Below are 22,752 nucleotides of genomic sequence, written 5' to 3'. Positions count from 1 at the left end.
CCGCACGTGGTGGTTCAGCGAGTCTGAGTGCGGAGGTCCTCCAGCAAGTACTCGCACGAGTCTCCGCCCCGCAAAACCGTGTCGTTTCCGCCGATTCGCACCTTGACGTCGCTCGCCCGCTCGGAGCGCGCTGCCACGCGGATCCGGGTGGAGTCGAGGAAGACGTCCAGCAACTGGCCGTGGTATTGAACCTCGAAGCCGACCGAGCGGAGCTCTTCGGGCATCGACGGGTCAAGCTGGATGCAGTCCGTCAGAACCTGCACGCCTGCGTAGGCCCGCTGAACGACGTCCAGGGTTCCGCACATCGCGCCCAGATGGATGCCTTCTTGAGTCGTACCTCCCTGGGTGTCATCCAAGTCGGCCATGAGGGCATCTTGGTACACGCTCCACGAATGGCGGGGATCCACCCGGGACATGATGGACGCCGTCACCACACGGGAGAGCGTCGAGCCGTTGGAGGTGCGCGGCAGGTAGAAGGCGATGGTCTCCTCAATTTTGGCCAGGGAGACGTCGTATCCCAGCAGCGATAGCTCTTCTTTGAGGCCATGTTGGCCGAACAGATACACCAGCATGAGGGTGTCCGCCTGCTTGGAGAGCTTGTAATTATTGGTTGCGTCGCCTTCGGATTCGAGGATCAAATCCATGCGCCCGATGTTGCCGTATTTGCGGCGGTAGTGATCCCAGTCGATCTCTTGAAGGTCGTCGTAACCGTCGAATTGGCTGATGGTGCCGTCACGGTTGAATGGCACGGCTAGGCGGGAGGCCATGTGCTTCCACGACTCCAACTCGGCCTCGTTGACGGAGTTGGACGAGGCCACCTGGAATGCCAGGTGCTCGGGCAATTCGTCGAAGATTTCCGAGGTGTGGCGGAACAACCACGCGGCCAAGATATTCGTGTAGGCGTTGTCCTTGAGTCCACCGCCATCCACGGAACCGGGGTAGCCGTCGTGATATTCGTCCGGGCCCATGGCGCCCTCAATGTGGAACCGTTCGTCGGCCTCGTCGTAGCTGATCAGGGACGAGAAAAAGCGCGAGATTTCGATCATCAGCTCGGCGCCGTGTTGAGCGAGCCAATCGGTATCGCCCGTGGCCGTGTAGTACTGCCACGCGTTGAACCCAATCGCTAGGCCCACGTGGAATTGGCGCCAGGAATTATCCGGCATCCAACGGTCCGAATGCGGGTTGTACAGCTCGACCGGTGTCTCTTCGCGTCCGTCGGAACCGGACTGCCAAGGGAACATGGCTCCCTGTGCGCCGAATTCGGCGGCTTTATGGCGTGCAGCGGGAAGACGGTTCCACCGGTACTGCAAGAGCGAGCGAGTCACGGACGGCATGCGAAGGGTGATGAGCGGCAGAATGAAGATTTCATCCCAGAAGATATGACCTCGATACCCTTCGCCGTGCAGACCGCGTGCCGTGACACCGGCGTCGTTGAGTTCCATGTTGGGGCTTAGGGTCTGCACGATGTGGAAAATGTGAAGCCGCAGCGCCAGCATCGTGTCGACGTCCGCATCGATATCCACGGCAAACCGTGCCCAGAGGCGGGACCATGCTTTTTCATGTGCCGTGTAGAGGCCCTCGAATCCGCCCTCGGAACGATTGAGCGTTTCGACGGCGCCCAGGAGAGAGGAGGCGATCGCGGCGTCGCGTGAAGTCACCATCGCCGTGGTCGTGTCGAAAGTGATCGACTGACCATCCTCGCCATTCACACGGTAGCGGCGCATCTCGATGCCGCCGGGGCGGACCTCGCGTTCGAGGCGGGTGCTCACCGCGGCGCGCACGTTGGTGCGTTGGGCGACCGAAACCTGGTGATCCGATTGGTTGGTCCGCACCACATTGACCAGAGTTTCATCTGGAAGGGTCGTGGAACCGTCGACCACGAGGTGGTGACGGGCGAGATCCTTGTATTCCCGCACATTGTTATTGGTGACGTTCGGGTCGATTCCGCTGCGCACATGGATACGCCCGCTCCAGCCAACGGGGGTGATGGTGGTTTCCATCGCGGCCAGGTGCCGGTCGGCCATCGAGACAAGGCGCCGCTGGGTGACTTTGACGCGTCGAAGATGGTGATCCGGGTCTTCCGACTCGGAGTCGGGTACCTCAATCAGGGTGCACGTGCGCGTCAGTACGCCGTGGCGTAGGTCCAGCTCCGTGATCTCGTCGAGAGGCTTCATGCCGCCTTCGGACCACCAATCGCCACCGCGAAGGCGGATGTCGAAGAATTGGAAATTCGGCAGGTTGACCATCGACTCGTGCTCGAGGTCGCGTCCATTGATGTGCGAGACCACACGGTTGAACAGGCCTGCGACGTAAGTGCCGGGGTAGTGGATGCCGTCGTCACTTCGTTCCGGGCGGCACCCGCGAACACCCATGTAGCCATTGGCCAAGGTCAGCAGCGCTTCGCGGTGACCTTCCTGTTTCGGATCAAAGCCGTGGAAAATGAGCTTCCAGGAGTCATCCCGCTGGGCGCCCAAGTCCAGCTCGGCGACGTCGTTGTGGACGACGTCGGCCCCGGCTCGCTCGAGGTCTTCTCGTTCGCCATGCCGGTTGATGCCGACGACGAGGCCAAACCCGCCCGCGCGCGCCGCTTGAACACCCGAGACGGCGTCTTCGATCACGGCGGCTTCTGAGGGATCGATCCCGAGCTGCTGGGCGGCGGCGAGGAACATGTCGGGGGCTGGCTTCCCGGGGATGCCATGCTCCAACGCGTAGGAGCCATCAATGATGACGTCGAAGACCCCGTCGAGTTCCGCGGCCTCCAGCACCGGCCGGGAATTGCGAGAGGCAGTGACGAGCGCGGTCGGGATGCCGCTGCGCTGGAGGCGGAGGATCAAGTCCACGGTGCCGTTGAAAACGGTCACGCCGTGTTCTTCCAGCTCTGAGGTGAAGTAGTCATTCTTCAGCCGCGCCTGCCCTTGGACGGTCCACGCACCGGCAGAATCTGCCTCGGAGCCTTCGGGAAGCGCCGCGTGACGTGCGGCGAGGAGGGTGCGGACGCCGTCTTCGCGGGCTCGCCCGTCCACATACTCGCGGTAGTCGGTGGCGATGCTGAATTCGCTCCGATCGATATCCTCGGCGGAGTATCCCGAGGCTGGCTCCAAGCGCTGATCGGTCAGAATCGCGTCGAAGAGCTGCTTCCACGCGCTGGAATGGACCGACGCGGTATCCGTGACGACGCCGTCCATGTCGAAAATGACGGCTTTTTGTGGGATGGACATGCTGAGGTCCGAGCGATTTTCACGAGTCGTTCTCGAATCGGGCCTGTAAGGCGATCCCGATCGTAAGTTCAATGGATCGCTAGTGCCGAGCGGGCTCAAGGAATTCATCAAGGCAAAAGACCTTTCGGGTTGGCTCAGGCCCCCATTAAACACGTTCGGTATGCCGCGGGTCCGCTTCGGAGGCTGAATTTCCGGCAACGTTCACGTATGGCTTGATCTCATCCACCGTCATGTGACGTGAAGCCCCAGAGGATTCTCACGATGTCTTAGACTTGAGGAGAATCTTTTCGCGTGCCACGTCGGTCGGCGTGTGCTCAGGTCACCAGGAGAGCAATGACGAACCCTTCCACGCAGGATGTCAACAATCGATCGCTGAGCGAGTTCGATCCCGAGATCGCCGAGGCCATCACCGCGGAGCTGGGTCGCCAGCGCAATACCCTGGAGATGATCGCCTCCGAGAATTTCGCTCCCAGAGCCGTCTTGGAAGCTCAGGGATCCGTCCTGACGAATAAATACGCGGAGGGTTACCCGGGCCGTCGATACTACGGCGGATGCGAACACGTGGACGTCATCGAGGATTTGGCCCGGGAACGCGCCAAGAAGCTTTTCGGGGCCGAGCACGCCAACGTTCAGCCGCATTCCGGTGCGCAGGCGAATGCCGCCGTCATGATGGCCCTCATGCAGCCCGGCGATACTTTGATGGGCTTGTCCTTGGCTCACGGCGGCCATTTGACGCATGGCATGAAGCTCAACGTCTCCGGAAAGCTGTACAACATCGCCGCGTACGAGGTGGACCCGGCCACCGGGCGCTTGGACATGGACAAGGTCCGTGAGGTTGCCCTCGAGGCAAAGCCCAAGGTCATTGTTGCCGGATGGTCTGCGTACCCCCGCGAGCAGGATTTCAAGCGATTCCGCGAGATTGCCGATGAGGTCGGCGCCTACCTTTGGGTGGACATGGCGCACTTTGCGGGCCTCGTCGCGGCCGGATTGCACGCCAACCCGGTACCGCATGCTCACGTCGTCTCCTCGACCGTGCACAAGACGCTCGCGGGGCCGCGTTCCGGTGTGATCCTCTGCGTCGAGGAGCTCAAGAAGAAGATTGACTCGGCGGTTTTCCCCGGCCAACAGGGCGGACCGCTCATGCACGTGATCGCAGGCAAGGCCGTGGCCTTCAAGATCGCCGCAAGTCCGGAGTTCAAGGATCGTCAGCAGCGAACCATCGAAGGCGCCCAGGTGCTTGCGGAGCGGTTGTCGGAGCCCGACGTGGCCGAGCACGGAATTTCGGTGCTCACCGGTGGCACCGACGTCCACCTGGTGCTCGTGGACCTTCGTGAATCGGAGCTCGACGGAAAGCAGGCCGAGGACATCCTCCACGAGGCGGGGATCACGGTGAATCGCAACGCTGTACCCAATGACCCTCGCCCGCCCATGACCACCTCGGGCCTGCGTATCGGTACGCCTGCGCTGGCCACTCGCGGTTTTGGTCGCGAAGAATTTACGGAAGTCGCGGACATCATTGCGACGGCGCTTAAGCCGAACGCCGACGTCGCTTCCCTCCGGAGCCGCGTAGAGAAGCTCGCCGGCGAGTTCCCGCTCTACGAGGGCCTCGAGCAGTGGTAACTGCGGAACCTCAGACCCACGAAGCGACGACCGGAAAGACCACGATGACGGAACAGAACCACCAGGCGCGGATACTCGACGGAACGGCTACGGCTGCGGCCATCAAGACAGAGCTTCGAGACCGCGTCGACGCCCTCAAGGCCAAGGGCATCACGCCGGGCCTTGGCACGGTTCTGGTGGGGGACGACCCCGGTTCGCGCTCCTACGTTGCAGGCAAGCATCGGGACTGCGCGGAAGTTGGAATTGCGTCGATCCGGCGAGATCTTCCTGAGGATGTCTCCCAGGAGGAGCTCGAGCGGGTGATTCAGGAGCTCAATGATGACCCGGCATGCACCGGATACATCGTCCAACTTCCGCTTCCGGAACACCTGGACACCGGCCGCATTCTGGAGCTCATCGATCCGCTGAAGGACGCGGATGGTCTGCATCCCACCAACCTCGGCAAGTTGGTGCTCAACGTGTATGGGGAGATGGATTCTCCCTTGCCCTGTACGCCAAACGGGATCATCGAGCTGATGCACCGTCACGGTATCAATCTCGTGGGCAAGGACGTCGTCGTTCTCGGACGAGGGATTACGGTGGGCCGGCCGCTCAGCTTGTTGCTGGCGCGTCGCGACATTAACGCTACGGTGACGGTGGCGCACACGGGAACCAAGAACCTGGACGAGGTACTTCGTCGCGCGGACATCATCGTCGCCGCGATCGGAGTTCCCCATGCCGTCAGGCCCGAGCAGGTTACGGACGGGGCCATCGTGCTGGACGTCGGTGTTTCCCGGGTCCTAGATCCTGAAACCGGCAAAAAGAAGCTCACGGGAGATATCCATCCCGACGCCGCCGCTAAGTCAGCGTGGTATTCGCCGAATCCGGGCGGCGTTGGGCCGATGACTCGCGCGATGCTCCTTGTGAACGTTGTCGAAGCTGCGGAGCGCGCGGCTGCCTGACGGGCCCACTCCAAGCTTCGTCTTGACCAGATTCTAGACACCAGCTGACCCGCGGCCGGATCCACGAGACGATCCGGCCGCATCGCCCCTTGTACAATGGAATCTATGCAATCTATTGGTAGTTCAGATCCACGCGCCGGCAATGTCACGCCCTCAACTTCGACCACAGGACGCGCCTTCTGGGCCACTGTGATCGGTATGGCGGTCATGGTTCTGATCTTCGTTTTCGCTGTGATTCAGGCTGCCAATGAGCAGTCCGTTCTTGGGTGGATTCTTGCCGCGATTGCTTTCGGGTGGTTGGCTCTCGCCGTGTATGCATTGTTCCTCGTCCGGGGAACTCTGCGATTCGGTAAGTCTGCGGTCCGCAAATTGCAGAGCGATCTGGCAGATGCTCAGTTGAGGGCGCCATCCGCGGGAACTTCGGCGGCTCCGGCTACAGATTCCATGCGTGACCAGAAGCTCGCGCATTCCTTCCAGATTGTTCTCGTGCAGAACAAAGTCCTCAAAGAAGAGCTGGAAAAGGGCGAACAGTCTGATCCCGAGGTCGTGAATCGCGCGATCGACACCATTAACTTCACCGCCAAGAACGGCATGGGCATGGTTCGTTCCGAAACGACCGTCGACGGGACCGTCGTCGACTAGGTCCTTCGCCGCCGTCGGGTAGGGTACGAGAGCGTACCGCCGGTTGCGGTGGCGACCATCAACAACTTGAGGAAGGCGTGCACCCTATGGCAGAAAATACCCGTGACGCGAACAGCCTCCGCATCGCGACCGTGAACGTCAACGGAATTCGGGCTGCCTTCAACCCCAAGAAGAAGCAGACCATGGGGCAGTGGCTCGACGGGCGAGACCTCGACATTCTGTGTCTTCAGGAAGTCCGGGCTCCAGATAAGAATCTTCGTCAGCTGCTGGGCGAAGACGACTGGCACATTCTCCACGCGGAAGCTGCCGCGAAGGGGCGCGCGGGGGTCGCCATCGCCACGCGGAAGGATTCCAAAGATCGGCCGTCGAGGCTCTCAGGCCAGCCGATTGCCACACGCGATCACATCGGTGAAGAATACTTTGCGACATCCGGTCGCTGGGTCGAGGCGGATTACGAACTCGCCAACGGACAGACGCTCACTGTGGTTTCCGCATACGTTCACTCGGGCGAGGTCGGGACCGAACGTCAGGACGACAAATACCGTTTCCTCGATGTCATGCTTCAGCGCCTCCCTGAAGTGGCGCAACACTCGGATCACGCCCTCATCGTGGGCGATCTGAACGTCGGACACACGGAGCTCGACATCAAGAATTGGAAAGGCAACGTCAAAAACGCCGGATTCCTCCCGGAGGAGCGCGCCTATTTCGACCGCTTCTTCGGTGATCTGGGGTATCGAGACGTTGCCCGAGGGTTGGCGGGCGAGGTCCCCGGGCCGTACACCTGGTGGTCCTACCGCGGACAAGCTTTTGATAACGACGCCGGATGGCGGATCGACTATCACATGGCTACTCCGGCGATGGCAGACGCCGCGCAGAACGCCGTCGTGGACCGTGCGCCCAGCTACGACACCCGATTCTCCGACCACGCGCCGTTGGTCGTTGACTACCAGTTTTAGGACGATCGCCCGAGACCCCGAGTGGGGAAAGACGGCCGTTGGAAGAGAAAGAAGAGCATGACCGAACGCACGATCCCAAACGCCTCCACGGGGGCTCCCCGTGTATTTTCCGGTGCGCAGCCGTCCGCGGACTCCATGCACCTCGGCAATTATTTGGGTGCCGTCCGTAACTGGGTCGATATGCAGTCGGATCATGAGTGCATTTACTTCATTCCCGACCTGCACGCGATTACCGTTCCGCAAGATCCGGCCCAGCTCGCGGAGCGGACCCGAAAGACCGCCGCGCAGTACATCGCCTCGGGGATTGACCCGACGAGCACGCCGTTCTTTGTGCAGTCTCACGTTCCGGAGCATTCGCAACTCGCGTGGTTACTCACCTGCATTACCGGTGACGGTGAGGCCCGGCGTATGACCCAATTCAAGGACAAATCGGCCAAGCAGGGTGCGGATAACACCTCTGCAGGTTTGTACGCTTACCCGATGCTGATGGCGGCCGACATCCTCTTGTATCAAACGGACCAGGTCCCCGTGGGCGAAGACCAGAGGCAGCACCTGGAATTGACGCGCAATCTGGCGCAGCGCTTCAATCAGCGATTTGGGGAAACCTTCGTGGTCCCCGAAGCCAAGATCATGAAGTCCACGGCCAAGATCTACGACCTCCAGAACCCCACCGCCAAGATGTCCAAATCTGGTCCCTCGGATAACGGCGCCATCTGGCTCTTGGACGAACCCAAGAAGATGGCCAAGAAGATCAAGTCAGCCGTGACGGACGATGGCTCGGAAATTCGGTTTGACCGGGACTCTAAGCCCGGTGTGTCCAACCTCTTGAGCATCTACTCTTCTCTGACGGGGCAGAGCATCGAAGAGATCGAGACCGAATTCGAAGGAAAGATGTACGGGCACCTGAAGGTCGCGCTCGCGGAAATCGTGGTCGATACCTTGGGCCCGATTCGCGAACGGACCCTCGAGATCATGAACGATCCCGCGGAACTGGATCGGCTCTTGGCCATTGGTGCGGAGAAAGCGCGCGAAATTGCCGGACCCACGGTCGCCTCAGCTTACGAGCACATGGGCTTTCTCGCGCCCCGGGCGTAGTCTCATTCGACTCATGGGTGCTTCGGAGAGTCCGCTGAGCCGCGCGGTGAGCGTGAGCCCGACGATCCTGCCCGGTAAGAGCTATCTGAGCCTCATTCTGGAGGTTCCCGACGACGTACAAGACGCCGTCATGAACTGGCGGCGTCAGCATGGCGCTGCCGAGGGATACCCGCCGCACATCACCGTCTTCATCTCGGAACTCGGGGAGAAGCCGTATGTGGAGGCCAACCGGTTCCTGCGTGAGATGCGATCTGAGTTGCGGGGTAGGGGACCGGCGGAGATAGCGCTGTCCGGGACCGGCACGTTCCGTCCGATCAGCGACGTCGTGTATCTGGCCCTGGCTCGCGGCAGTGACTTCCTGAACCACCTGCATGAGCAATGCCGCCGCATTCGGAACAGTGCGTCACCGTTCATGTTCCATCCACACATGACGATCGTCCAGAACGAAAGGCGGCAACTGTTGGAAGCCGCCTTCCGAGCCTTTGATGCTTTCGAGGCACATTTCACGGTCCATCGAGCGTGTGCTTTCCTCAGCGACGAAGAGGGCTGGACCCACCTGGGAAATATCAGTTTCGACTGACATCGCCGGGGAAACGGCGACGGCGTCGGTCCCAGCTGAGGAACCGACGCCGTCGTGCTCTGGTGTAGCCCCCTTACCGGGGACGCGGTGCGCTACAGAACGTCCGTCTCGCCGTTCTCTTTGAGGGAGTTAACGGCGTTCTTCACCCGTTGCGCGTGCTCTTGCGTAGTCACGAGGAGGGCATCCGGGGTGTCTACCACCACGATGTCTTCTACACCGATCAGGGCCACGATGCGGCTGGTGTCCGAAGCGACGATCCCTGAGGCATTGTCTGTCATCACGCGCTTGTTTTTGCCAATGACGGCGACCTCGTCCACATTGACCGCGCGATTGAGCCGACTGATGGCGGCAAAGTCGCCGACGTCGTCCCAAGTGAAAGACGCAGGAACCATGGCGACGTCGCCGGCAGCGGCGGCGGGCTCGGCCACAGCGTAGTCGATCGCGATCTTCGGCAGGCTCGGCCAGACTCGATCCATGGCCTCATCGCGCTGATCCGTGTCCCACGCGCGAGCGATCTCCATGATGCCGTCGTGCAGTTCGGGCTGATTGGCTTGAAGATGCTTCAAGAGAAGCTGCGCGGGGGCGACGAACATGCCGGCGTTCCAGGTGTAGTGCCCGCTGCGCACGTAAGCTCGCGCGGTGTCCTCGTCGGGCTTCTCCACGAAATCCTCGACCTTGAGGGCCGAGGGAGCTTCCTCGATGTTGAGGTTTTCGCTAGCGCGGATGTATCCAAAGCCCGTGGATGGCGACGTGGGAGTGATGCCGATGGTGACAATCCGGCCGGAAGCAGCCGTGACGACGGCTTCCTCAACGACGCGGTGAAATTCCTCGGTGGGCTCCACGACGTGGTCGGCGGCGAAGGAACCGATGATGGCCTCGGGATCGCGCAGGGAAATAATGGCGCTCGCGAGGCCGATCGCCGCGCCGGAATCCTTGGGCGACGGCTCGAGGACGAGATCGGTATCCGTGCATTCCGGGAGTTGTTGTTTGACAGCCTGAGCATGAGTGCGACCCGTGATGACCATCACAGAGTCGGAGCTTAGATCGATCAAACGGTCATACGTGGAGCGCAACAGGGAATGTCCCGAGCCGGTGAGATCGAGGAGGAACTTGGGCGCGTCAGCCCGCGAAAGCGGCCAGAGGCGAGACCCAACACCCCCTGCCGGAATGAACGGGTAGAAATGTGCGCTGTGAGTTTTCATCGTCCCCATCGTAACCGTTGATTTCGTCATAGTTCGTTCGGCCTGCCGCGCCGACTTTAGGGCAAAATGACCCGAACTCGGCCAACCCTCCATCGCCGGGACCGGCGCAAAGAGTGGGAAGCGTCGGAATAGTGGATAAAAAAGTATCGTAATTGCCCGTGTCAGCGCGTTATTTCGGGGATCGACATGGTGTCACCAACGTGCTCTACGGCTGGTAATCTGAGCTTTGAACTCGCTCACTTATGACACGTCGGGGCCTGCCCGATCTGCACAGTGGCAGTACTATGTGGGCCCCCGCCGGCGGAAGACCGACGCCGCGGCCCTCCACTTGATACATCAGGAGGTTATTCAGTGCCGAATACGTCCAAAGGCACCGTCTATCGAGGTAGCCAAGGCATGTGGTCCTGGGTGGCCCACCGGGTCACGGGCATTGCAATTTTCTTTTTCTTGTTGGTCCACGTCTTGGATACCGCACTCGTGCGCGTGTCTCCGGAGGCCTACAACGCCGTTATCGCGACGTATAAGAACCCCATCATGGGTCTCGGTGAAGCCGGCCTGGTCGCGGCTATCGTGTACCACGCCTTCAACGGCTTGCGCATCATCCTGATCGACTTCTGGAAGAACGGCGCTAAGAACCAAAAGGCCATGCTGTGGGGCGTATTGATCCTGTGGGTCATCGCGATCGTTCCCTTCGCCATCCGCCATCTCGCGATCGTTTTTGGAGGTCACTGACCCATGTCAACTCCCTTGAAGACTCGGATCGCCGCTCCGCGCAGTCACGACAACAGTGTCAACGGCGTCAAGTACAACCGGTCCAGTTCCAAGCGCAATAACTTCGAGATGTTCGCATGGTTGTACATGCGCGTTTCTGGCGTCATCCTGATCGTCCTGATCTTTGGCCACCTCTTCGTCAATCTCATGGTGGGCGACGGGGTCCATGCCATCGACTTTGGCTTTGTTGGAGGCAAATGGGCTAACCCGTTCTGGCAGGTCTGGGACTTGATCATGTTGTGGCTCGCGATGTTGCACGGCACCAACGGCGTGCGCACCGTGATCGACGACTACGCCGAAAAGGACAAGACGCGCTTCTGGCTCAAGACCCTGCTGTTCTTGGCGGCCGGATTCATTCTTCTGGTCGGCACCTTGGTGATTTTCACCTTCTCACCTTGCCCCAGCGGCGCGGATCCTTCACTGGTCCCGTCCTTCTGCCCGGCGAAATAGTCTCTGCCGGACGCCCGACGTCGAGGCCGTTCTGATCACGGCCCCAACCTTTCGATTCAAAGAGGAAAGAGCATCCAAGTATGCAGCTTCACAAGTACGATGTGCTCATCGTCGGTGCCGGCGGGGCCGGTATGCGCGCGGCCATCGAATCTGGCCAGCGAGCTCGCACCGCGGTTCTGACCAAGATCTATCCGACCCGGTCCCATACGGGTGCGGCCCAGGGTGGCATGTGTGCGGCCCTTGCCAATGTCGAGGAAGACAACTGGGAATGGCACACCTTCGACACGATTAAGGGCGGCGACTACCTGGTTGACCAGGACGCTGCCGAGGTCATGGCCAAGGAAGCCATCGACGCCGTGTTGGACCTGGAAAAGATGGGCCTTCCCTTCAACCGCACGCCCGAAGGTCGTATCGACCAGCGTCGATTCGGTGGACACACGCGTGATCACGGCAAGTCGCCGGTCCGTCGTGCCTGCTATGCGGCCGACCGCACCGGGCACATGATCCTCCAGACCCTCTACCAGAACTGCGTCAAGCACAACGTCGAGTTCTTCAACGAGTACTACGTGCTGGACCTGATCATGACCGAGGTGGACGGTCAGCGTCGCCCGGCCGGCGTCGTGACCTACGACCTGGCTACCGGTGACCTCCACGTCTTCCAGGCCAAGTCGATTGTTTTCGCTTCCGGCGGTTGCGGCAAGATCTTCAAGACCACCTCGAATGCCCACACCCTCACCGGTGACGGAATGGCGATTGCGTTCCGTAACGGTCTTCCGCTCGAGGACATGGAGTTCGTGCAGTTCCACCCGACCGGTTTGGCCGGACTCGGCATTTTGGTGTCGGAGGCGGCCCGTGGTGAGGGCGGTATTCTCCGCAACTCCGAGGGCGAACGCTTCATGGAACGGTATGCGCCGACCATTAAGGACCTCGCCCCGCGCGACATCGTGGCCCGTTCGATGGCTAATGAGGTGCGCGAAGGCCGCGGTTGCGGACCCAACAAGGATTACGTCCTTTTGGACCTCACGCACCTCGAGCCGGCACACATCGACGCGAAGCTCCCTGACATCACGGAGTTCGCTCGTACCTACCTCGGTGTGGAGCCCTACACCGAACCGGTTCCGGTCTTCCCGACCGCGCACTACGCGATGGGCGGCATCCCGACCAACATCGATGCCGAGGTGTACCAGAACTCGGAAGTCACCGTTCCTGGCCTCTACGCCGCCGGCGAGGTTGCTTGCGTGTCGGTTCACGGGTCCAACCGCCTGGGCACCAACTCCTTGCTGGACATCAACGTGTTCGGTAAGCGCGCAGGTATCCGTGCCGCGGAATACGCAGCGACGGCCGAATTCTTGCCGATCGCCGAGGACGCGACGAAGCGCACCGAAGATCTCCTGAACATGGTCCGTAGCGGCCACGGCGAGGAGAAGGTGGGTGTGCTCCGCAAGGAGCTGCAGGACGTCATGGATGCGGACATGCAGGTGTTCCGTACCGCAGAAACGATCCACAACGCGCTCGACAAGATTGCGGACCTGCAGGATCGTTACACCCGTATCGCCATTCAGGATCAGGGCAAGCGTTTCAACCTCGACCTGCTGGAAGCCGTTGAGCTTGGCTTCCTCCTCGAGCTGGCCAAGGTCATGTCCGTGGCAGCCCTGCATCGTGAAGAGTCCCGCGGTGGTCACTTCCGCGAAGACTTCCCCGATCGCGATGACGAAAAGTTCATGAAGCATTCGATGGCCTACCTGGATGAGAGCGCCGAGACCGACAGCGTCGCCGGCATCCGCCTCGAGACCAAGCCGGTGATCTTCACCCGCTACGAGCCGATGGAGCGTAAGTACTAATGACTACTCAGGAAATGGATGCGGCAGAGCCCGCATCGAAGGTTGATCTTCCGGGCGAGTCCGGCGGCGGGGGAGAGATCCCTAAGTACAACATGACCCTGAAGGTCCGTCGCTACAATCCCGAGGTCTCTGACGAGGCGTACTGGGACGAATTCGAGCTCGAGATGTTCGGCACCGACCGCGTCTTGGACGCGTTGCACAAGGTCAAGTGGGAAATCGACGGTTCGTTGTCGTTCCGCCGCTCCTGCGCCCACGGCGTGTGCGGATCCGATGCCATGCGCATCAACGGCCGCAACCGCCTCGCGTGCAAGACCTTGTTGAAGGACCTGGACCTCGAAAAGCCGGTCACGGTCGAGGCCATCAAGGGCCTTCCGTGCGAGAAGGACCTCATTGTGGACATGGAACCGTTCTTCCAGTCCTACCGTGAGATCATGCCCTTCCTCATGAACGAAGGCCATGAGCCCGAGCGCGAACGGTACCAGTCGCAGGAAGACCGGGAGCGTTTCGACGACACCACCAAGTGCATTTTGTGCGCCGCGTGCACGTCGTCGTGCCCCGTGTTCTGGACCGACGGTCAGTACTTCGGTCCGGCCGCGATCGTCAATGCCCACCGGTTCATCTTCGACTCGCGTGACGACGCCGGTGACATGCGTTTGGAAATTCTCAACGACAAGGAAGGCGTCTGGCGCTGCCGGACCACCTTCAACTGCACCGAGGCGTGCCCCCGTGGCATTCAGATCACGAAGGCCATCGCCGAAGTCAAGCAGGCAGTTCTCGCCCGCGCGTTCTGATCGCTGATCGGTTCCCGGGCCGACGACGCCGCCCCATCCCCTGGATTTTCGGGGGAGCGGGCGGCGTCGTCATGTTTTAACACGATTGCAACGTGCCGACGAATTCATTCGGGGGCGCTATGGTCGCTCTTATGGCTAAAAGTCCGTCTTCTTCAATATCCGGTAGTCCGCTTCACGTGACCCCATTGGTCGGTAAGTTCGTCGAGGAACTCATCGCCTTCAGGCGTGACGTGCATCGTCACCCCGAGCTTTCGTACCGTGAGCACAAGACGACGGAACGCATCATGACGCGGCTCGAACGGGCAGGTCTCAAACCGGTTCGGTTTAGTCGAACGGGATGCTATGTCGATATCGGACATGGCCCCCTCGCCGTCGCTTTGCGCGCCGACATCGACGCGTTGCCGATTCATGAGAAAACCGGCCTGGAGTTCGCATCGCAGAACGAAGACGTCATGCACGCCTGCGGTCACGATATCCACCAAACGGTCATGCTGGGTGTGGCACTCACCTTGGCGGATATCGATTCCTCGGCGCCTCTGGCCGGTACGGTGCGGGTGATCTTCCAGCCCGCCGAAGAGCAGCTTCCTGGAGGCGCACTGTCCGTCATCAAGGAAGGTGCCCTCGAGGGAGTGCCGCGCGCCTTTGCCCTGCACTGTGAGCCGAAGGTCGACGTCGGAAAGGTCGGGACCCGCATTGGAGCCATAACCTCCGCGACCGACACGATCAAGCTGAAGGTCAGTGGTCGTGGTGGACACACCTCCCGACCGCACCTGACGGAGGACCTCATTTACGCGATGGGGCAGATCGCGATCAACGTTCCGGCCGTACTGTCTCGCAACCTCGATGTTCGTTCCGGCGTCTTGGTGGTATGGGGGCAGATCGAGGCGGGCGTGGCTCCGAATGCGATCCCGTCCACCGGCTATATGGCCGGAACCATGAGGTGCCTCGATGCCGACGCGTGGTACCGCGCAGGAGAGCTTCTCGACGAAGTCGTGGAACAGGTTTCTGCTCCATATGGAGTGTCGGTCGAACTGGAGCACGTTCCGGGGGTGCCTCCCGTCGTGAACACCGAAGAGGAAACCACCCTGCTGGAAAATGCCGCTCGCGCAGAACTCGGGGAAGATTCCGTGGTGCTCATGGAACAGTCCATGGGCGGGGAAGACTTTGCCTGGATGCTCCAAGAAGTCCCGGGCTCCATGATGCGGTTGGGAACGAGGACACCTGGCGGGCCTACGTACGACCTGCACCAGGCCGATTTTATTGCCGACGAGCGCGCCATTGAGTGCGGAATCCGCGTTATGGCCGCCACTGCTCTCCGGGCGATCAACCTGACTCACCGTGGTGGCTAGGCGTTATCCGGACTGCTGTGGATGGGGTCTCCGGTTCGTGGTGTGACGGTTTAGACTAGGGTTCGTACCGCATATCACTCGCGACCTATCCGGGCAGAGGCATGAGACCCTTCCGGATCGGCGCCCCCGGAGGTAATTCATGCCCGCCCTTCGATTTTTGGCACCCCGTCGCACCGTCGCGGTGACGGGGGCCCTCGTCAGCGCGTCCGCGCTGATCCTCACCGGTTGTGCACCGGCTCCAGATAAGGACGCCGATATCGCCAACGATCGCTCGGACTACACCGGGTGTATCGTCTCGGATTCGGGTGGATTCGATGACCGTTCCTTCAACCAGAATTCCTATGAAGGACTCCTGAAGGCCAAGGACGACTACGGCATCCAGACCAAACAAGCTGAGTCCCAAGCCGTCACCGATTACGAACCCAATGTGAATTCGATGGTTCAAGGCGGTTGCGGACTCACCGTCACAGTGGGCTTTAACATCGCCGATGCGACCAAATCCGCGGCGCAGGCGCACCCGGAGATGCACTTTGCCACCGTCGACGACAACTCGATCGATCTGCCCAATGTGCGCCCGATCATCTACGACACCTCCCAGGCAGCCTTCCTTGCCGGGTATCTGGCGGCCGGCTCCACCAAAACCGGCAAAATCGCCACGTTTGGTGGCATGGAAATTCCTACCGTCACGATCTTCATGGACGGATTCGCCGACGGCGTCAAGTACTACAACGAGCAGAAGCACAAGGACGTCAAGCTGCTCGGATGGGACGTCGCCAAGCAAACCGGAACATTCACCGGTGACTTCGAGGACACCGGCAAGGGAAAAACCACCACTCAGAACTTCCTCAATGAGGGAGCCGACATCGTCATGCCAGTGGCCGGCCCCGTCGGTAACGGTGCGGTGGATGCCGTGAACGGTTTCAACTCGGATGAGCCGAAGAACCCAGCACGCATCATCTGGGTCGACTCGGATGGCTACGAAACCCTCGCGAGCGGGCAAGAGTATGTGCTGACCTCCGTCATCAAGAAGATGGGCGACGCCGTCGAGAGCTCATATAAGGACGACATGGAAGGCAAGTTCACGAACCAGCCGTACGTGGGAACCTTGCAGAACGACGGCGTCGGTCTGGCCCCGTATCACGATCAGGAGGGCAGCGTGCCCGCCGAGCTCCAGAACGAGGTCAAGGATCTCAAGCAACAGATCATCGACGGCAAAATTACGGTCTCTTCCAAGGCCAGCCCGGTGAAGAAGTAACGAGGAAGGCCGAGAATGAAACTCGAACTCCGCTCGGTGACCAAGCGCTTTGGCTCCTTCACCGCGAATGATTCCATCGACCTCGTCGTCGAACCCGGAACCGTTCATTGCCTCCTGGGCGAGAACGGTGCGGGAAAGTCCACCCTCATGAACGTGATCTACGGGCTGTATGAACCCAGCGAGGGTGAGATCCTGCTGGATGGAAAGCCCGTCCATTTCTCCGGACCGGGGGACGCGATGGCCGCAGGTATCGGCATGGTGCACCAGCACTTCATGCTGGTTCCGGTGTTTACCGTTGCCGAGAATGTTGCTCTGGGCGCCGAGGAGACCAAAGGCGCGTCCCTTAACCTCGAAGCCACTCGTCGCAAAATCCGCGAGATCTCAGATCGTTACGGTTTCCATGTGGATCCCGACGCCGTCGTCGAGGACCTGCCCGTCGGCGTGCAACAGCGCGTCGAAATCATCAAGGCCCTGGTGCGCGACGCCGAGATTTTGATCTTGGACGAGCCCACCGCCGTGCTGACTCCGGCCGAGACTGATGAATTGATCTCGATCATGGACCAGCTTCGTTCGGACGGTAGGTCCCTGCTGTTCATCTCCCATAAATTGCGTGAAGTCAGGGCGGTTTCCGACGAAATTACCGTGATTCGCCGAGGCAAGGTTGTCGGGACCGTTGAACCCACGGCGTCGACCACGGAGCTGGCATCGATGATGGTCGGGCACGACGTCAACCTGGTGGTCGACAAATCCGCCCCGGTGCTCAATGAATCCGAATTCTCCGTTGAGGGCCTCTCGCTGGTCTCTCCCTCCGGGGTCAAGGTCCTCGACGACGTCAACCTCCAGGTTCGCGGCGGCGAAATCCTCGCTATAGCGGGCGTTCAAGGCAACGGACAAACCGAATTCACCGAGACCATCATGGGATTGCACCCCAAAGCCACCGGAACGGTGAGCCTCAACGGGAAGAATCTGCTCGGGCGGTCCACGAAGAAGATCATCCGGTCCGGTGTGGGTTTTGTTCCCGAGGACCGGCTCGACGACGGCTTGGTGGGATCCTTCAGCGTCGAAGAAAACCTGGTGTTGAACCAGTTCGATGACCAGGAATTCTCCCGTGGCCCGCAGCTGAAGCGTCGCTCCATCCAGGAGAACGCCCGCCACAAAGTCGCCGACTTCGATATCCGTCTGAATAGTATTTCCGATCCGGTCGAGACGCTCTCCGGCGGCAACCAGCAAAAGGTGGTTGTGGCGCGAGAATTGTCCCATCGCCTCTCGCTGTTTGTGGCTTCCCAGCCCACCCGCGGCGTGGACGTGGGATCCATCGAGCTGATCCACCAGAGGATCGTTGCGCAACGCGACGCCGGAACGCCGGTGATCCTCGTGTCCACGGAGTTGGACGAGATCTACGCCCTCGCGGACCGGATCGCCGTATTCCACCACGGGCGTTTGATGGGCATCGTGGACCCAGACATCCCACGGGAAGTCCTCGGCATGATGATGGCCGGGGCGACGGCCGACGAGGCCTACGCAGAATCCTCGCACCGAGCACCGGCGGAAGCCGCCGAAGGAGAGACCGTATGAGCTCCACCGAGTCACCGCAGTCCGTGCAGCCACCGGCGGACGGCCTTGCCGCCGTCTCCGCCGCCGATGCCTCGCCTGCACCCGTCACGCCGCCGTGGTCCAGTGGCCCCGAAAAGCCTTCCCTGGCATACCGCATTACGTCGTCGCCGCTCGTTCTCTCGGCCGCGGCCCTCATTGCCGCACTGATCGTGGGTGGCCTGTTGATCATCTTCACCGATCAGCGCGTCCTGACCCGCATGAATTACTTCTTTGCTCGACCCAGCGACACCTTCGTGGCCGCCTGGAAATCTGCCAGTGCGGCGTACGTCGCGCTCTTCGAAGGGGCGATTTTTAACCCCCACGGCAAAGATTTCACGCAGAAGATCTACCCGTTGACCGAAACCTTGACCATCGCGACGCCGCTGATCTTTGCGGGTCTCGGCGTGGCGATCTCCTTCCGATCCGGGCTGTTCAACATCGGTGCCCAAGGGCAAATCATCGTCGGCGCCATCATCGCGGGTTATATCGGATTCAGCTGGCACCTGCCGATGGCCATCCACCTCTTGTTGGTGATCGTTGGCGGCATCGTCGGGGGTGCCTTGTGGGGCGGACTCGTGGGTCTGCTCAAGGCCAAAACGGGGGCCCACGAAGTGATCCTGTGCATCATGCTCAATTACGTGGCCCTGAACTTTATTCTCTACCTGTTGACGACGCCGGGGTTCCAGCGGCCGGGATCCACCAACCCGATCTCCCCGCAGATCGACTCCAGCGCCCAATTCCCGAAGCTATTTGGCGACGGGTTCCGGTTACATTGGGGCTTCGTTCTGGCCATCCTCGCCGTTCTCCTCGTCTCGTGGATGATCAACCGCTCGACGATCGGCTTCCGGTTGCGCGCAGTGGGTTCCAACCCGAAGGCCGCGAAGTCGGCCGGCATTAACGTCACGATGGGATACATCGTGGTCATGCTCATGTCCGGTGGACTGTCCGGGATGGCTGGGGTTTCGCAGGTTTCGGGCACCGAGAAAATTCTTACCGGTGATATCGCCGCCTCCTTCGGATTCGACGCGATTACGGTCGCCTTGCTCGGGCGCTCCAACCCCTGGGGCACCTTCTGGGCGGGATTGCTCTACGGTGCCTTCCGGGCCGGTGGCGTGGCCATGCAGACCAACACCGGCACCAATATCAACATCGTTTTGGTCGTTCAGTCCCTGATCGTCTTGTTTATTGCCGCTCCGCCGCTGGTTCGTGCGATTTTCCGCCTCCCGGATCCCCGGAAAGCGGCTAGCACGAAGCGTCGTCCGGCACCTCAGAAGGCAGGAGCCGCACAATGAGCACTTCCGTCAACGCTCCCGTTTCGTCTTCCTCCGGCGACGTCATGTCCCCGGCACCGGCGACCGCAGTGGTCCGTAACTGGCGTCACGCGATCATCTTCACGGTCCTGGCGGCACTTGCCCTGCTGGTGTGTGGACTTCGTTCGACCTCAGCCACGGTCACGTTCCGGCTCTCGGATAAGCACGATGTGATCCGTTTGGCCGACATCGACCTTGTTGCTTCCGCGACGGGCTGGATCCTCGTGGCCGTCATGGTGCTGATTGCCGTTTATGCGTGGCTGGTCAGCTTCCGGGGACGCCCCGTATCCAGGTGGGCCGCCGTCGTCTTTTGGTTCGCATTTATCGTGGCGATGCTGGTGTGGGCCGTTAGCCACGCGGACGGCAACAGCCTGTCCCTTCCGGGTCTGCTTGGTGGCTCCTTGACCCTGGCCGTGCCGCTGATTTTCGGTTCGATGTCCGGATTGCTGTGTGAGCGATCCGGCGTCGTCAATATCGCGATCGAGGGGCAGCTGCTGTTCGGCGCGTTCGCGGCCGCCATCGCCGGGACCGTCTCGCATAATGCGTGGGTCGGGCTGATCGCAGCGATGATCGGTTCCATGCTGGTCTCTCTGATCCTCGCGTCCTTCTCCATCAAATACCTGGTGAATCAGGTGATCGTGGGCGTCGTCATCAACGTGCTGGTCTCGGGGCTCACCGGCTTCCTCTATTCCACGGTGCTTTCGCGCACCGACGTCGGGCTGAACGCTCCGGAGCACCTTCCGAGCTTCGCGATCCCGGTGCTCTCCAAGATTCCGGTGATCGGGCCCGTACTCTTCGACCAATCCGTCATCGTTTACCTGATGTACGTGGTCGTCTTCCTCATCTGGTTCGGTCTCACCAAAACCCGCTGGGGACTGCGGACCCGCGCCGTGGGGGAGCATCCCAAGGCAGCCGATACCCTGGGCGTTTCGGTCAATCGCCTGCGATTCTTCAACGTCTTGCTCGCTGGTGCTGTTGCCGGGTTGGGCGGTGCGTTCTTTACGCTGGTTTCGGTCTCGAGCTTCAATAAGGACATGACCGCAGGTCAGGGATATATCGCTTTGGCGGCGTTGATCTTCGGCCGGTGGCGACCCTTCGGGGCATTGTTCGCCGCGCTCTTGTTCGGTTTCGCGACCAACCTGCAGTCCGTGTTGTCCCTACTGGGAACCACCGTGCCGAGCCAATTCCTCGCGATGCTCCCGTACCTGGTCACCATCGCCGCCGTCACCGGATTGGTGGGGCGTTCACGCGGCCCCGCGGCCAGCGGCATCCCCTATGTCAAGGAATAGCAGCATGACCACCACGAACCACACGAACGGAGAGGCTCCGTGGGAGCCCCTCATGCTCGCTGCCCGCGAAGCCTTGGAGCATTCCTATAGCCCGTATTCGCGATACCGTGTCGGTGCCGCGGCGAGGACGTCCGACGGCCGCCTCGTCACCGGCGCGAATATCGAAAATGCATCGTACGGGGTCACCTTGTGTGCGGAATGTTCCTTGGTGTCAGACCTCTTCCGCACCGGAGGTGGTTCACTCAGCGAATTCGTGTGTGTCAATGGTGACGGCGAGGTCATCATGCCGTGCGGCAGGTGCCGTCAATTGCTCAATGAACACCGGGCGCCAAATCTGCAAATCATGACGCCATTGGGTCCTCGCACGATGGACGAGGTGCTTCCGCAAGCCTTCGGAGCCGCGGACGTCGGAGGAAACGCCCTACAGAACCTGCGAGATCAGAGCCAAGAGTCATCAGTACAGACAAGGGGTCACCATGAGTGAACGATTCGACGTCGTGGACGTCATCCGAGCTAAGAGAGATCGTCTCGGCCTCACCGGCGAGCAGATCGACTGGGTCGTAGACGCGTACACGCGTGGAGCCGTCGCGGATGAACAGATGTCGTCCTTGGCTATGGCGATTTACCTCAACGGCATGAACCGCGAGGAAATCGCCCGCTGGACCCAGGCCATGATCGCCAGCGGCGAGAGGTTGGACTTCTCGTCCATCATTGGGCCGGGCCAAAAGATTGCCACCGCCGACAAACACTCCACGGGAGGAGTAGGGGACAAGATCACGCTCCCGTTGGCACCGCTCGTTGCCGCCTATGGGGTAGCCGTCCCGCAATTGTCGGGCCGTGGCTTAGGGCACACGGGTGGAACGCTCGACAAACTGGAATCCATTCCAGGGTGGCAGGCGTCGATGAGCAACGAACGCATGATTTCCCTGCTCGGCAGCGTGGGCGCGGTGATTTGCGCGGCCGGTGCGGGACTCGCTCCCGCAGACAAGAAGCTCTACGCGCTCCGCGATGTTACGGGGACCGTCGAGGCCATTCCGTTGATCGCGTCGTCGATCATGTCCAAGAAGATCGCTGAGGGGACGGATTCCCTCGTCCTCGACGTCAAGGTGGGTTCCGGGGCGTTCATGAAGGACGAGGCCACGGCCCGGGAACTCGCCCAAACCATGGTCGACCTCGGACATGAGGCGGGCGTCAAAACCACAGCTTTGCTGACCGACATGTCCACGCCGCTCGGACTGACCGTCGGTAACGCGATCGAGGTCGAAGAATCCGTGGACGTCTTGGCAGGTGGCGGTCCGGACGACGTCGTCGAGCTCACGGTTGCCTTGGCCCGGGAGATGTTGAGCGCGTCGGGAGTGGACGAGGATCCCGCCGATGCACTCGTAGACGGCCGGGCCATGGATGTTTACCGTGACATGATTCGGTCCCAAGGGGGAGACCCCGACGCCGCATTGCCCGTGGCGCGCGAATCCCACGTCGTGACCGCGCCGGAAAGCGGAACATTACGTCGGCTTGACGCGCTCGCCGTGGGGGTCGCTTCGTGGCGACTTGGTGCGGGGCGCTCTCGCAAAGAAGATCCGGTACAGGCCGGTGCCGGGGTGCGTTTGCACGCCAAGCCGGGCGACACCGTGCGCCAGGGGCAACCTCTCATGACCCTCTTGACCGACACCCCGGAACGCTTCGACCGAGCCCTGGAATCCCTGGCTGATTCCTATGAGATCGCCACGGACAATTCAGCTGGTGCCGAAAGAGCGCTGATCCTCGGTAGACTGTCGGCAGAATAGGTCCAAAAGTCCTTGCCCCGCGTCGAATGGGGCACTTCTCGAGCGCGTCTGACGTAGGCGCAGAA

General features: G+C 61.0%; 19 protein-coding genes. 17 read left to right on the top strand and 2 right to left on the bottom strand.

Annotated elements, in window-relative coordinates:
- Positions 1–14 precede the first annotated feature (14 nt).
- Positions 15–3,218: a beta-phosphoglucomutase family hydrolase gene (locus D8M21_RS07760; protein ID WP_126855768.1), complete on the bottom strand. Its 3,204-nt coding sequence runs from the start codon at positions 3,216–3,218 to the stop codon at positions 15–17.
- Between the two features lie 333 nt (positions 3,219–3,551).
- Between D8M21_RS07760 and glyA the strand changes: the two genes are divergently transcribed.
- From glyA to D8M21_RS07730, 6 genes are all read left to right on the top strand, one after another.
- On the top strand, positions 3,552–4,838 hold the full coding sequence (glyA, locus tag D8M21_RS07755; protein WP_048679639.1) for a serine hydroxymethyltransferase: 1,287 nt from the start codon (positions 3,552–3,554) through the stop codon (positions 4,836–4,838).
- A gap of 44 nt (positions 4,839–4,882) precedes the next feature.
- Positions 4,883–5,779, top strand: coding sequence for a bifunctional methylenetetrahydrofolate dehydrogenase/methenyltetrahydrofolate cyclohydrolase (locus tag D8M21_RS07750; RefSeq protein WP_048680070.1), 897 nt, complete (start codon positions 4,883–4,885; stop codon positions 5,777–5,779).
- Positions 5,780–5,884: 105 nt separating this feature from the next.
- A complete protein-coding gene (locus tag D8M21_RS07745) occupies positions 5,885–6,421 on the top strand; it encodes a hypothetical protein (protein ID WP_048679636.1) in 537 nt (178 codons plus the stop codon).
- Positions 6,422–6,507: 86 nt separating this feature from the next.
- Positions 6,508–7,377 carry an exodeoxyribonuclease III gene (locus D8M21_RS07740; protein WP_048679633.1) on the top strand — a complete coding sequence of 290 codons (870 nt, stop codon included), beginning with the start codon at positions 6,508–6,510 and terminating at the stop codon, positions 7,375–7,377.
- Positions 7,378–7,434: 57 nt separating this feature from the next.
- On the top strand, positions 7,435–8,472 hold the full coding sequence (gene trpS / locus D8M21_RS07735; protein ID WP_048679630.1) for a tryptophan--tRNA ligase: 1,038 nt from the start codon (positions 7,435–7,437) through the stop codon (positions 8,470–8,472).
- A gap of 13 nt (positions 8,473–8,485) precedes the next feature.
- Positions 8,486–9,052, top strand: coding sequence for a 2'-5' RNA ligase family protein (locus D8M21_RS07730; protein WP_082156684.1), 567 nt, complete (start codon positions 8,486–8,488; stop codon positions 9,050–9,052).
- 92 nt (positions 9,053–9,144) lie between these two features.
- On the opposite strand, the gene D8M21_RS07725 is transcribed toward D8M21_RS07730, so the two are convergent.
- Complete coding sequence (locus D8M21_RS07725; protein WP_048680067.1) at positions 9,145–10,254, bottom strand: mannose-1-phosphate guanylyltransferase; 1,110 nt, start codon at positions 10,252–10,254, stop codon at positions 9,145–9,147.
- Positions 10,255–10,605: 351 nt separating this feature from the next.
- Here D8M21_RS07725 and sdhC point away from each other — a divergent pair, with 351 nt between their 5' ends.
- The 11 genes from sdhC to D8M21_RS07670 all read left to right on the top strand — a co-directional run bounded on the left by sdhC (position 10,606) and on the right by D8M21_RS07670 (position 22,687).
- Positions 10,606–10,986: a succinate dehydrogenase, cytochrome b556 subunit gene (gene sdhC / locus D8M21_RS07720; protein ID WP_082156683.1), complete on the top strand. Its 381-nt coding sequence runs from the start codon at positions 10,606–10,608 to the stop codon at positions 10,984–10,986.
- Positions 10,987–10,989: 3 nt separating this feature from the next.
- On the top strand, positions 10,990–11,475 hold the full coding sequence (locus tag D8M21_RS07715; RefSeq protein ID WP_048679625.1) for a succinate dehydrogenase hydrophobic membrane anchor subunit: 486 nt from the start codon (positions 10,990–10,992) through the stop codon (positions 11,473–11,475).
- 80 nt (positions 11,476–11,555) lie between these two features.
- Entirely contained in the window at positions 11,556–13,316 is a 1,761-nt protein-coding gene (gene sdhA, locus D8M21_RS07710) for a succinate dehydrogenase flavoprotein subunit (protein WP_048679623.1), read from the top strand.
- On the top strand, positions 13,316–14,107 hold the full coding sequence (locus D8M21_RS07705; RefSeq protein WP_048679620.1) for a succinate dehydrogenase iron-sulfur subunit: 792 nt from the start codon (positions 13,316–13,318) through the stop codon (positions 14,105–14,107). The genes sdhA and D8M21_RS07705 overlap by 1 nt, the downstream gene beginning before the upstream one ends.
- A gap of 131 nt (positions 14,108–14,238) precedes the next feature.
- Complete coding sequence (locus D8M21_RS07700) at positions 14,239–15,456, top strand: amidohydrolase (RefSeq protein ID WP_048679619.1); 1,218 nt, start codon at positions 14,239–14,241, stop codon at positions 15,454–15,456.
- A gap of 139 nt (positions 15,457–15,595) precedes the next feature.
- Positions 15,596–16,711, top strand: coding sequence for a BMP family lipoprotein (locus tag D8M21_RS07695; RefSeq protein ID WP_048679617.1), 1,116 nt, complete (start codon positions 15,596–15,598; stop codon positions 16,709–16,711).
- A gap of 15 nt (positions 16,712–16,726) precedes the next feature.
- A complete protein-coding gene (locus tag D8M21_RS07690; RefSeq protein WP_048679615.1) occupies positions 16,727–18,286 on the top strand; it encodes an ABC transporter ATP-binding protein in 1,560 nt (519 codons plus the stop codon).
- Positions 18,283–19,596 carry an ABC transporter permease gene (locus D8M21_RS07685; protein WP_048679613.1) on the top strand — a complete coding sequence of 438 codons (1,314 nt, stop codon included), beginning with the start codon at positions 18,283–18,285 and terminating at the stop codon, positions 19,594–19,596. The genes D8M21_RS07690 and D8M21_RS07685 overlap by 4 nt, the downstream gene beginning before the upstream one ends.
- The gene (locus D8M21_RS07680) at positions 19,593–20,903 is read left to right on the top strand and encodes an ABC transporter permease (protein ID WP_048679611.1); all 1,311 of its coding nucleotides are present in this window, start codon (positions 19,593–19,595) and stop codon (positions 20,901–20,903) included. The genes D8M21_RS07685 and D8M21_RS07680 overlap by 4 nt, the downstream gene beginning before the upstream one ends.
- A 4-nt stretch (positions 20,904–20,907) precedes the next feature.
- Positions 20,908–21,387 (top strand): cytidine deaminase, encoded by a 480-nt coding sequence (locus D8M21_RS07675; protein ID WP_048679609.1) that lies wholly within the window; start codon positions 20,908–20,910, stop codon positions 21,385–21,387.
- A complete protein-coding gene (locus D8M21_RS07670) occupies positions 21,380–22,687 on the top strand; it encodes a thymidine phosphorylase (RefSeq protein WP_048679607.1) in 1,308 nt (435 codons plus the stop codon). Before D8M21_RS07675 ends, D8M21_RS07670 begins: the two co-directional genes overlap by 8 nt.
- The last annotated feature ends 65 nt before the right edge of the window (positions 22,688–22,752 follow it).

It is taken from the genome of Kocuria sp. HSID16901, assembly GCF_003989425.1.
Lineage (GTDB): Bacteria > Actinomycetota > Actinomycetes > Actinomycetales > Micrococcaceae > Rothia > Rothia massiliensis.
The sequence above is the reverse complement of the archived record's forward strand: the minus strand, read 5'-3'. Positions and strand labels throughout refer to the sequence as shown.